Annotated in this window: 12 protein-coding genes; all 12 read left to right on the top strand. The window is 31.9% G+C overall.

What is annotated here, in order from left to right; all coding sequences use genetic code 11:
* Positions 1–28 precede the first annotated feature (28 nt).
* Positions 29–1,267 (top strand): non-hydrolyzing UDP-N-acetylglucosamine 2-epimerase, encoded by a 1,239-nt coding sequence (wecB, locus tag ACKU4N_RS13865; RefSeq protein ID WP_321317238.1) that lies wholly within the window; start codon positions 29–31, stop codon positions 1,265–1,267.
* A 13-nt stretch (positions 1,268–1,280) separates the two neighbouring features.
* Positions 1,281–2,315, top strand: a complete 1,035-nt coding sequence (locus ACKU4N_RS13860) for a polysaccharide biosynthesis protein (RefSeq protein WP_321317236.1) — start codon at positions 1,281–1,283, stop codon at positions 2,313–2,315.
* Positions 2,312–3,400 carry a DegT/DnrJ/EryC1/StrS family aminotransferase gene (locus ACKU4N_RS13855; RefSeq protein WP_321317234.1) on the top strand — a complete coding sequence of 363 codons (1,089 nt, stop codon included), beginning with the start codon at positions 2,312–2,314 and terminating at the stop codon, positions 3,398–3,400. The genes ACKU4N_RS13860 and ACKU4N_RS13855 overlap by 4 nt, the downstream gene beginning before the upstream one ends.
* A 25-nt stretch (positions 3,401–3,425) precedes the next feature.
* Complete coding sequence (locus ACKU4N_RS13850; protein ID WP_321317232.1) at positions 3,426–4,475, top strand: aminotransferase class V-fold PLP-dependent enzyme; 1,050 nt, start codon at positions 3,426–3,428, stop codon at positions 4,473–4,475.
* Positions 4,475–4,972, top strand: coding sequence for a GNAT family N-acetyltransferase (locus tag ACKU4N_RS13845; protein ID WP_321317226.1), 498 nt, complete (start codon positions 4,475–4,477; stop codon positions 4,970–4,972). Before ACKU4N_RS13850 ends, ACKU4N_RS13845 begins: the two co-directional genes overlap by 1 nt.
* Before the next feature lie 9 nt (positions 4,973–4,981).
* Positions 4,982–6,457, top strand: coding sequence for an O-antigen translocase (locus tag ACKU4N_RS13840; protein ID WP_321317223.1), 1,476 nt, complete (start codon positions 4,982–4,984; stop codon positions 6,455–6,457).
* Entirely contained in the window at positions 6,454–7,296 is an 843-nt protein-coding gene (locus tag ACKU4N_RS13835; protein ID WP_321317221.1) for an acyltransferase, read from the top strand. Before ACKU4N_RS13840 ends, ACKU4N_RS13835 begins: the two co-directional genes overlap by 4 nt.
* 24 nt (positions 7,297–7,320) lie before the next feature.
* Entirely contained in the window at positions 7,321–8,391 is a 1,071-nt protein-coding gene (locus ACKU4N_RS13830; protein WP_321317219.1) for a DegT/DnrJ/EryC1/StrS family aminotransferase, read from the top strand.
* A gap of 2 nt (positions 8,392–8,393) precedes the next feature.
* On the top strand, positions 8,394–9,299 hold the full coding sequence (locus ACKU4N_RS13825) for a glycosyltransferase family 2 protein (RefSeq protein WP_321317215.1): 906 nt from the start codon (positions 8,394–8,396) through the stop codon (positions 9,297–9,299).
* Positions 9,292–10,530: an O-antigen ligase family protein gene (locus ACKU4N_RS13820; RefSeq protein ID WP_321317213.1), complete on the top strand. Its 1,239-nt coding sequence runs from the start codon at positions 9,292–9,294 to the stop codon at positions 10,528–10,530. Before ACKU4N_RS13825 ends, ACKU4N_RS13820 begins: the two co-directional genes overlap by 8 nt.
* Positions 10,517–11,431: an ATP-grasp fold amidoligase family protein gene (locus tag ACKU4N_RS13815; RefSeq protein ID WP_321317212.1), complete on the top strand. Its 915-nt coding sequence runs from the start codon at positions 10,517–10,519 to the stop codon at positions 11,429–11,431. Before ACKU4N_RS13820 ends, ACKU4N_RS13815 begins: the two co-directional genes overlap by 14 nt.
* Before the next feature lie 297 nt (positions 11,432–11,728).
* On the top strand, positions 11,729–12,559 hold the full coding sequence (locus ACKU4N_RS13810) for a lipid II:glycine glycyltransferase FemX (protein WP_321317210.1): 831 nt from the start codon (positions 11,729–11,731) through the stop codon (positions 12,557–12,559).
* Position 12,560 lies beyond the last annotated feature (1 nt).

Genomic DNA, 12,560 nt, shown 5'->3' with positions numbered 1-12,560 from the left:
TTTCTTTAAAATAAATAAGAATTTTCTTATGAAAAAAGTAATGCTAGTATTTGGAACCCGCCCAGAGGCCATCAAAATGGCTCCCTTGGTAAAAGAATTCCAAAAACATCCGGAACAATTTGAAACTATAGTTTGTGTAACTGCACAACATCGTGAGATGTTGGATCAGGTCTTGGATTTATTTGAGATTAAACCTGATTATGACCTGAATCTGATGAAACAAGGTCAGGATTTGTACGATGTAACTTCACGTGTACTTTTGGGAATGCGTGATGTATTGACTGAGGTGAAGCCTGATTTGGTTTTGGTTCACGGTGATACAACGACTTCGACTGCCTCTGCTTTGGCTGCTTTCTATCAGCAAATACCAGTTGGCCATGTTGAATCGGGTTTACGAACGCATAATTTATACTCTCCTTGGCCGGAAGAAGCCAACCGTCAAATAACAGGTCGATTGGCTACTTATCACTTCTCTCCAACCGAAACAAGTAAGAAAAACTTGTTAGCTGAAGGCATCAAGGAAGAAAATATTTTTGTGACGGGTAATACCGTTATCGATGCTCTTTATATGGTTTTGGATCAAATCAAAGATCGTTCTGACCTAAAAGAGCAAGTTGAAGCAAAACTTCTATCATGTGGGTTAAAAAAAGAAGTTGTTGAGCATTATATGATGAGAGACATAGCCACAGTTGATAGATCTCCTCTAACCAAAGGGCACTCTTTAGACACCATTGAAGATCGCAGATTAGTTTTAATTACAGGGCATCGTCGTGAAAATTTTGGTGACGGTTTCTTAAACATTTGTAATGCTATTAAACAGTTGGGAGAAACCTATACTGATGTGGATTTTATCTACCCAATGCACTTGAATCCCAACGTTCGCAAACCTATTGAAGAGGTATTTGGATCCATTATTGAAATTGAAGGAAATTCGTGTAATTCGAATATACATTTTATTGAGCCTTTAGAATATTTACCTTTCGTTTACTTGATGTCACAATCTCATTTGGTTCTAACCGATTCAGGAGGAATCCAAGAAGAAGCTCCAGGCTTAGGTAAGCCCGTATTGGTAATGCGGGACACTACGGAACGCCCCGAAGCAGTTGAGGCTGGTACTGTGAAACTTGTTGGTACAGATAAAGATGCAATTATTAATGAGGTTGCTGCATTATTAAATGATGAAGTTTATTACAATTCTATGGCTAAAGCTAATAATCCATATGGAGATGGGGAAGCTTGTTCTAAAATAATTAATGAATTGGTATAAAAAAAATAATAATATGTTTAAAGATAAAGTATTAATGATTACAGGAGGGACAGGTTCTTTTGGGAATGCTGTTTTGAATCATTTTATTAATTCAGACATTAAAGAAATTCGTATTTATTCTCGTGATGAAAAGAAACAAGAGGATATGCGAATTGCGTACAAAAATGATAAAATAAATTTTATCATTGGAGATGTTCGTGATTTTGATAGCATTAATAACGCTATGGCAGGTGTCGATTATTTATTTCATGCTGGTGCATTAAAGCAGGTACCTTCTTGTGAATTCTATCCGATGCAAGCGGTAAAAACCAATATACTAGGTGCTGAAAATGTTTTGGAAGCGGCAGCTAGAAATAATGTAAAACGTGTTGTTGTCTTAAGTACCGATAAAGCAGTTTATCCGATTAATACTATGGGGATGACTAAGGCTCTAATGGAGAAAATGGCTATTTCTAAGGCCAGGGATTCTAGAGTGAAAGAAAATGAGGGCGTTATTTGTGCTACTCGTTATGGAAATGTGATGTGTTCAAGGGGATCAATTATCCCATTATTTATCAAGCAGATTAAAGAAGGAAGTCCTTTAACCATTACCAATCCGCAAATGACTCGTTTCATGATGTCTTTGGATGATTCGGTTAATTTGGTATTGTTCGCTTTTGCAAATGCCGAACCAGGGGATATTTTTGTACAAAAAGCACCTGCAGCAACGATTGAAACCTTAGCGATTGCACTAAAAGAATTATTTAATGCCGATACTGAAATTCAAATTATAGGTGCTCGACATGGTGAAAAAATGTACGAATCTTTATGTGGCAAGGAAGAAATGTCGAAAGCTGAGGACATGGAAGATTTTTATAGGGTTCCTGCGGATATGAGAGATTTGAATTATACAAAATATGTACAGACAGACGGTCCTAAATTGAAAGATAATGAGTACAATTCGAATAATACGAAACGTTTGAATGTGCAGGAGTTAAAGGAATTGTTACTTACTTTGGATTATGTACGTGATGAATTAGGATTGGAAACATTAAAAGAATTGGCATGATACCATTAATAAAGACATTATTACCGCCCAAAGAAATTCTGATGCCTCGATTGGAGGAGATTTTGTATTCGGGCTACATTGCACAAGGGGAAGCTGTTGATCAGTTTGAGATGGAGTTTTCTAAATACATTGGCTGTAAGAATAGTTTATCGGTGAACAGTGGTTCATCCGCTCTTCATGTGGCTTTAATTCTTGCGGGCGTAAAGCCTGGTGATGAAGTGATATCAACTCCCATTACAGCAGAACCGACCAATACGGTTATTGCACAAACCGGTGCGAAAATCATTTGGGCCGATATCGATCCCAATACAGGTAATATTTGTCCTGATGATGTTGAAAGGAAGATTACCAGTAAAACTAAAGCCATTATGGTGGTTGATTATGCTGGTATACCGGTTAATATTAAACGATTTCAGGAAATTGAAAAGAAATATGGTGTTTCTGTGATTGAAGATGCAGCCCATGCATTAGGGGCTTCTTATGAAGGGGAGAAATTGGGGAATCACTTCAAATACACCACTTTTTCATTTCAAGCGATTAAACATTTAACCACGGTTGATGGAGGAATGGTTTGCATAAAGGATGATGCTGAATATGAACAAGCGAAATTGATTCGCTGGTTTGGTATCTCTAAAGGAGTAAGCCGTCTTGAAAATGATATTAAAGCTCAAGGCTATAAATATCACATGAACAATATAAATGCGACTATAGGTTTGGTTCAATTGGAGACAATTCAATCAATAGTTGATCAGTATATTGATAATGGAAAATACTTTGATAAAGCTTTGCAAAATGTTGCAGGGGTTCAATTAATGGGGTATTATGATAATTCAGAACCTTCTTATTGGCTTTATACTATGAAGGTAGAGCGACGTGATGCTTTTGTTCAAATGATGGCGGATAATGGAGTCATGGCTTCTGAACTTCATAAAAGAAACGATTTACATTCAATTTTTTCGGCATCGAAATGCGAATTGCTAAATGTAGATGCTTTTGAAAAGGAATGGGTTCATATCCCTTGTGGTTGGTGGGTTTCAAATGAGGATAGAGAAGAGATAGTTTCCTTGATAAAGAAAGGCTGGTAGTATGGTTCCTTTATATAAAGTATTCATGCCTGATAATATCTCTGAGGGGGTGAATGAAATTCTGAATTCCGGTCAATTAGCTTATGGTGTGCATACACGACAATTTGAAGATAAATTAAGATCTTTTGTTGGTAATCCTAGCCTATTAACGGTATCTGGAAATTCTGTGTTTTTTGCACTCAAGTTAATCGGAATACAAGAAGGTGATGAGGTTATTGCTTCACCAATGGCTTGTTTGGCAACAAATCAACCTGTTGCCTATGCAGGAGCTAAAATAGTATGGGCTGATATCGATCCTTTAACAGCCTCTTTAGATCCGGAAGATGTAAAAATGAAAATAACACCCAAAACGAAAGCAATCATTCATTATCATTGGAGTGGCTATCCTGGATACATCGATGAGATTAATGCAATAGCTAAAGAGAAAGGAATCTACGTGATTGAGGATGCCTCAGAATCTTTTGGTGCGGAGTACAAAGGAAAAATATTAGGTAATACGAATACGGATATCGTTTGTTATTCCTTTACGCCGGTACGTTTACCCAATGCCATTGATGGTGGTGGATTGGCTTTTAATGATAAGGCATTATTTGATATGGCATGCTTGATGCGCGATTATGGTATCGATCGATCTAAATTTAGAGATGATTTAGGAGAGATTTCGGATCTCTGTGATATATCAACCGCAGGAGATGCTTGTGCGATGAATAATCTTTCTGGTTACATAGGTTCTCAGCAGATGGATTATATTGCTAATCTCTATGTCAAGCAGAGACAGAATGCCATCAATTGGATGGATTATTTTTCGGATAATGGAGATATTAGTGTCTTAAATTTAAGAGGTGAGATTAATCCTTCATATTGGTCATATACGATTCTCTCTGATAAAAGAGATGACTTATTAAATGATTTTCGACAAAAAGGATATTATGCTTCGAAGATGCATTTAAGAAATGACTTATACTCAGTCTTCAAGACAGGAATACAGAATTTTATTGGTCTTAATGAATTTTCAGGTAAACAACTAAACCTGCCATGTGGATGGTGGATTGATGATATAAAAATGGGATTATAATGCAGAATTTAAGAATTGTCAAACATCAGGATGTTTCGGATGATGAAGTATTGAGAATATGCAATATTAAATCTGCTTTTGGCGCTTATAGTATTGAAAGTCAAGAAGAGTGGATGGATAATCATTTAAAAAATAATGATATTCATTTCCTTTTATATGAAAATAATGAGTTGATTGCTTATTTGAATCTAATAGATATTCACATTTCAATTAATAGTGAATTAATAAATGCTTACGGTATTGGTAATGTGTGTTCAAAAATTAATGGACGAGGTTACGGTAAGAAATTACTGTTGGAATTAAATAACTTTCTTTTATCAAATAATAAAATAGCCTATTTGTTTTGTAAAGATAGTTTAGTTGACTTTTATAAAAAGTATAACTGGATTTTATTAAAGAATGATAATTCTAAAATAATTCAAAATGATATAAAGTCAATGTTATTTAATTTCAGTGGGGAAATTGATTGTTTGGAATATAGAGGTGATTTATTTTAATTATTTATAATGGAAAATGAAAATTCAGCTTATAAGAGTATATTTAAATCAACCTTTCTATTTGGATTTGTTCAGGTGTTTAATATTCTCGCAAAAGTTGGTTTAAATAAAGTTGTAGCTATTTTGCTGGGACCTGAAGGGATGGGGATAATTGGTTTATTTCAATCAACAATAAATATATTAAAGACGGCCTTAGGTTTAGGTATTTCACAGAGTGCTGTTCGAGATATCTCAGAAGCTAAAGGCGAAAATAATCCGCTAAGATTTGCTACGATTATATCTGTAACAAAAAGAATTATTTGGTTAACGGCTCTTTTAGGGGCAATGGCAACTATAGTTTTTGCTTCTTATTTGAGTAAATGGACTTTTGGTAATACCGATTATACAATAGCTTTTATCTGGGTTTCTATTGCTGTTTTTCTCAATATTTTAAGTGAAGGACAACTCGCTATATTGAAAGGGGTTAGACAGCTTAAAGCTTTAGCTAAAGCAAGCTTACTTGGTTCTGTGATAGGTGTCGTTGTTGGAGTTCCATTTTACTATCTCTTTAAGATGAATGGTATTGTACCATCGTTGATTGTATCTGCATTATCTTCTACTTTTTTTGCTTGGTTTTATTTAAGGAAAATTAAATATGACAAAGTTTCGATCTCTTTTAATATTTGTGCAATAGAAGGAATCGGAATGATAAAGATGGGAATTGCTTTGATGTATGTTTCTTTTCTTGGTTTTGTTACTGATTATATTATTAGAAGTTATATAGCAAATGTTTCCAATATTGAAATGGTTGGAATTTTTCAAGCTGGAGCAACAATAATTACTGGTTATTTTGGTATAATTATGACAGCAATGTTTACTGATTACTACCCGAGAATATCAGCTATAAATAAGGATAATGAAAAATTAATAAAAGAAATGAATAGACAATCAGAAGTGGGACTAATGTTGATTGGTCCTCTTGTAGTATTATTCATGTTTTTAATGCCTTTGTTTGTTCGGTTATTATATTCAGAGAAGTTCTTAATTTCGATTGATTATTTGAGCTATGCTGTTTTTGGGACTTTAATAACAATCTGTTCCAATGCTATGGGAATTATCTTATTGGCAAAGCAAAAATCAAAAGTGTTTGTATATTATGTTACGATTACGAGAGTGCTAACTATTATAGCTGAAATTATAGGTTATAGATATTGGGGACTTATGGGGGTTGGAATTACAACGATTATTTCAGCAGTGATGCAGTTTGGGTTATTACAAATCATTATGAGGAAAATGTATAGAGTAGTTTTTCATAAAAATGTTTTATTTATGTTGTTCGTTATTATCATATTTTCGACAATGGCTTTTTTTATTAAAGACTTGTCTAATGTTTGGTTACGATATGGACTTGGTGTAATTGTTTTTATTTTATCCATTTTGTATAGTGAGTATAAAATGAGAACAGTTATGAATATTAATATATTAACCTTTATAAAAAACAGATGAAAAAAAGAATTAAAGGTATATTAAGACCATTTTATTATGTTGCAAGATTGTTAATTCATTTGAGGATTTTAAAAACAATTTATATTAATTTTAGGCTTCTCCCATTTAAGCAAGCTTATCATTTCCCAGTATTAGTATTAGGAAAAGCGAAATTTTTATCTTTAAAAGGGAAAATAAAGCTAGATGATAGCAAAGTTCGTTTTGGTATGGTTTTACTAGGAAAGGATGTCGATGAAATGCCTATATCGTCAACACCAACAAAAATCTATCTTAATGGTATTCTCAGTATCGTCGGTGGATTAATTGTTAATAAAGGAGCAAATTTAAGTGTCGAGAAAGGAGCGTTATTATCGGTAGGGAGTAATGTTATGATATGTAGTGGTGTTTTAGTTAAAGCAACAGAAAGAATCATTATTGGTAATTATGCACGAATTGCTTCGGGATGCTTTATTATAGATTCGAATATGCATTCAATTAAAGATGTTATAACAGGTCAAATAAAAAAACGAAATGCACCTATAACTATTGGAAATAATGTTTGGTTATCTATGAATACATCTGTAATGCCAGGTACAATAGTACCAGATAATTCTGTAACTAGTAGATATGCATTTTTGAATAAGGATTATTCGAAAGATTATAAAAATGGAGCTTTTTTCGCGGGAAGTCCTGCCAAGGCAGTTAGAGAGGGATTACAAAATATTTATAATTATGAGTTCGAAAAGGAAATAACTAATTATTTTAAAAATAATCCAGATGCAGAATTTTTTCAAGCAAGCATAGGGTATGATGAGTACGAAGATGTAGATAAGGTTCATTCAGATTTTAGGTTGTTTTAGGGTGGAAAAGTTAAATGTTACAAAATGATTGTTGAAAAATTTAAACCGATTTCTTTTTCTAAAGCAGAATTAAATATCCCAAAGCTTAATGAGCGAACTGAAAAAAAATGGCAATATGCTTGCTCTGGTAAAGCAGCACTATATCATTGTCTTAAGTCTTTGGATGTAAGGGGTACAGTACTCCTTCCTACATATGTTTGTGATTCTATTTTAAATCCAATTAAACGCTTAGAACTATCTTATATTTGTTATGATCTTAATTTAGACGATTTAAATGTTAATATAGATGATTTAGAATACAAGTTAATAAACAATGATGTTAGCTGTGTCATTATAGCTAGTATGTACGGCAATCCTGCTAATATGACGCAAGTAGAAGTTATATGTCGCAAATATAATGTATCAATTATAGATGATGCCGCTCAGAGTTTTGAAGCAAAATGTGATGGCAGATTTATTGGAACTTTTGGCGATGCTGGTTTCTTCTCATTTTCTCCTGGGAAAGCTACTCCTGGTCATCTTGGTGCTTTTTTCTGGACAAGTAGTGAGGATTATATTATTAAAAGAAAAAATCATCTTTTTATACATCTAATAGCTTATTGGGACTTTTATTTTAATCGATATCGAATTTATCGTTATAAAAAGTTTAAAATATTCACTCTATTGACTTATGTGAAAATGATTTTATTTAAGTTATTTGATTCATATAATGATGACATTAATTCTTTTGAAAAAGCTATTTTAGGTGGAATTTTAAAAGCCAATAAAGAACAAATATTTAGGCAAGATTTTTTAAAAGAATTAAGAGTTCATTTAATATCAAAATCTACCGTGAGATTAATAACATTAGGTAATGATGATGCGAATAACCATAAAATTGTGCTGATTTGTGCTGATGATATTATAGTAGAGATAGCACTCTTAAAATTAGCTAAAGAAGGCATATATTCAATAAGGGGGTATCAATTGTTGGATGATGGAAAAAATTGTCCTAATGCTAGAAGTATTGTTTCAAGAATTATAGAAATCCCACTTGAGGACAGCAATGCAAAATGTGAACATATAATAAAACAGCTAAATAAGATATTTGAATAATTATGAAAATTGCAGCAATAACCATTACTTATAATGATAACTATAAGTTTGATGAATGGTGCCAGTATTATCAGGATTACAAAGATGATTTATATAAACATATCATTGTAGATAATGGATCGACTGAGGAATATCTGAAAAAGGTAAAAGATTACTTCAAAGATTCCATTATCATTGAAAGAGAATCTAATGGTGGATGTACTGGGGCTTACAACGATGGTCTCCATTTTGCTTTACAAGATAGCATTGTAGAATCTATTATGTTGATTGGTAATGATATAAAATGGGCAAAGGGCGCAATAAAAGCTTTATATAATTATTTGTATTCGAATACAAATCTTGGAATGGTTGCTCCTGTTATGTTGAAAAGGAATTCTAAAATAATTGAAAGTTATGGTGTTAATGTTAGTTCTATAGGAATACCTAAAATACAGAACAGAAATCAAAGTCTTTCAGAAGTGCCTGTTTCTAAGATAGTTTCTTATGTTCAAGGCGGCGCCAATATGGCTAAACGGGAGTTCTATGAAAAAGTAGGCCTTCAAGATGCAAAATTATTTATGTATAATGATGAAATAGACATGTATTTTAGGATGAAAAAATGCGGTTTTATTGAAGGTGTTACAAAGGAATCAATAGCATGGCATCAACATATAAATTACCCAAGTTCTCAAGATATGTCGGCAGATATGGCCTATTTAAATGGCAGGAATAGAGTGTATATAATAAAACAGCATATGGGAGCTAAAGGTGTATTTTTATTCTCTTATATGCTGTTTTTCGAAACAGCTGTTTTTATAAGAGATATATTTAGTAAAAGAAGTAGAAAGATATACTTTCACAAATGGAAAGGATTTTGGGCAGGTATGATTAATAATATGGACAATTCATTTTTAAACGATAATGAATAAGACCGAGAGACAAATAGATGAAAAGTTGAGCTTTTATGTTATATTCTTTTTTATTATTCAAGCTTTAAATGGGACTATAAAATCGATTTTACCATTTCTAAGTAAGGATATACAATCAAAGATGTCTTTACTTGCTGGAGTTCTTATCCTTTTGGTAATGGTAAAAAGTCTGCGATATGTTTTCAAACGTTCTCATGTAATGTTTGTTAAATCATATGTTTTGTTTTTTATATTGTACTTTTTGGGAGCATTGCTAAGTTTGATGCGTGGCGATCCTATAAACCTACTTATTAGTGCTTCTGCATTTTGGACATTCATATGGTGGTTGCCAATGGGCTTATTTGTTTATTCAATTCAAGATAAAAAGATATTGTATAATACTTTATTGAAAGGTTCGTATATTATGTCATTCATCTTGTTTTTGTCTTTGATTCCAGTTATTCTAAAAATAAACTTTTTTGTAAATGCGAAAGAGTATAATATGTTTTTTTCATATATGCTCATTTTTCCTTTATTACTGCATTTGAATGAATACATACGAAATAAAAAATACAGTTTACTAATTATCTGTCTTATAGAATTTTTTGCTATTGTTTTATATGGTTCACGTGGGGCTCTTTTATGTTTGCTAACTTTTTTAATTTTGAAAATATTTTATGGGCAAATTAGTTATATCAAAAAAGTTTTAATACCAGTATCTTTATTAGCGATAATCATTTTCTTTAGCGCATCTGCTGATTATTTTTTGCAAGTTTTATCTGAACATAATTTATCAAGTAGAACTCTTGAAAAGATCGCTGCACATGAAATGGAGGGTGGACGTGATTATATTTGGGAAGCAGGAATAAAATTGATAAGTGAAAGACCTGTAATTGGTTACGGATTAGGTGGTGAGTTTTACCAGATGACTTATCAAGCTTCTGAAATACTTGGTCATGGTAATATGGTATCTAAGGTGGAAGACTTAACTCCACATAATGGTTTTTTACAGTTGATGTTAAATTTTGGTATCTTAATTGGTTTAATTGTAGGCTTGTACATTTTGTTTTCAATATTAAAATTGAAAACAAATGATAACTCACATGTAAAAGATTTACTTATTATTACCTTTTCCGTTTTTATTATTCCAGCTATGACTGTTAGTGATGGTATCTTTATAAAACCAGGAATCGCAATTTATTTGTATTTAATTTTGAATTATAAAAAACACATTATATATGAGCAAGCTTAAAGAATTTCTTAAAAGAAGTCAAACAATAGTCTTTGTATATGAAATATATAAATATCAGAAACATAAATATTTATTCAATAAGGACCCTCGCTTAGCTGCTGAAGAGGATTATATGAATGATTTTAAACAAAAGCTTGATTGGGAAAATCCCAAAAATATTGTAGAAAAAAATTTTTGGATGCAATTTAATACGGACACATCTATATGGACAAGATGTGCAGATAAGTACTTGGTTAGAGAATATGTGGAAGAGAAAGGTTGCGGTGATACATTAAATGAATTATATGGGAAATGGGATGATGCTAATGATATTGATTTTTCGTCTCTTCCTGATCAATTTGTTCTTAAAACAAACCATGGGTGTAATAGCGTTATGGTTATAAAAGATAAAAGCAAGTTAAATTTTAAGAAAACAATTAAAAAATTTAATAAATGGCTTAATAGTAAATATGGAATTATTGCTGGTCAAATGCATTACTTAAAAATACAGCCATGTGTAATTGCTGAAAAATATTTGGAGGATTCTTCTCCGAATGGAACTTTAATTGATTATAAAATGTTTTGTTTTAATGGAGAAGTCGAATCTATTTGTATTCACTCTGGTCGTAATTTAGAAACTCATGATTTTTCGGTTGAAGTCTACGATAGTAATTGGAAGGAGATTCCCGTTAGTCTTAGAAATAGTGGAAACAGATTCCCTCGACCGAAATCTTTAGATAAAATGATTGAAACATGTAAGAAGTTAGGAACGGGAATTCCATTTGTTCGAATTGATTTTTATGAAATTGATGGAAAGGTAATATTTGGAGAAATGACTTTTACACCAGGAAGTGGATTCCTTACTTACGAGTATTATGATTATTTAGGGACAAAGCTTGACATTAAAAAACTCAAAAGTTAGATTTTTATAATGAATTAGTTTATTTATTATTGGTTGTGAGTGACAACTTAGTTATTAAATTGAGTCTTGTCTGATCAAGAGAAATGTCTTGGTTGTTAAATAATTATATTTATATCAGATGCTAATATACGCGTCTAATTAAACATAGGAATGATAAACATTGTTAAAGCAGAAACAGAAATTGGTTTTCCTTTACCCATAACAGCTAGGGAAGATTATCTTAAATCAATTACTAATTTTAAATATGGTTGGTTTACATCTGATGAATTCATCCTTCCCTTTATTATCGAGAAGAAAATGATTTTTAAAAGACTTGTTTTTACAAATGAGTCAATTAAAAAGGGAGATTTTGAAGACCCTAATTTTCTAAAAGAAAAAAATTTTTTAGAAGAAGTTGTCAAAAATATAAAAAACACATCGGCACATTTTGTATATCAACCTAATACGAATGTGGTATTTGATACTTTTCCTAAAGGAAGTTTAGAAGCTTCATTTGGTTCATACCAAATAGATTTGGAAAAAGGTGAAGAAGAATTATTTGCAAATCTGCATCCAAAACATAGAAATGTTATTAAAAAGGCAAAGAAGGATGGAGTTATAATAAAAACAGGAGAAGATCAATTTTCCGATTTTTTTGAGCTATATAAAGATACTATGGAAAGGCAAAATCTTAATTATACTTCAGAAATAGAATTGAAGGAAATTGCAACAAAATTAAATGGGAATGCATTGATTTCTGTAGCTTATAAAGATGGAATACCTCAGGGAAGTTCAATGTTATTGTATGAAAAAGGTTTCGGAGCTTACTATTTTTATGGAGGAAGTGCTTTAAGACCCCATATTGGATCGATTAATTTGATGCATTGGGAAAATATTATCAAATTAAAGAGTGTAGGCGTTAGTTTTTATGATTTTGTTGGAGCTCGAATTAAACCGAAGAAGGGGAGTAAGATAGAAGGAATACAGAAATTTAAAGAGCGATTTGGAGGTGAAATGAAGAAGGGGTATTTATGGAAGTATCCATCTAATAATGTCATATATAAATTGTTTTGTTTTGTAGCTAAACTAAATGCATTGATGCACAAAAGAGTATACAAGGGAGATATAATTGATCAAGAAAGATTGTAGT

It is taken from the genome of Labilibaculum sp., assembly GCF_963664555.1.
Lineage (GTDB): Bacteria > Bacteroidota > Bacteroidia > Bacteroidales > Marinifilaceae > Labilibaculum.
Note: the sequence above shows the minus strand (reverse complement) of the source record. Positions and strands in the feature narration are given on the sequence as shown.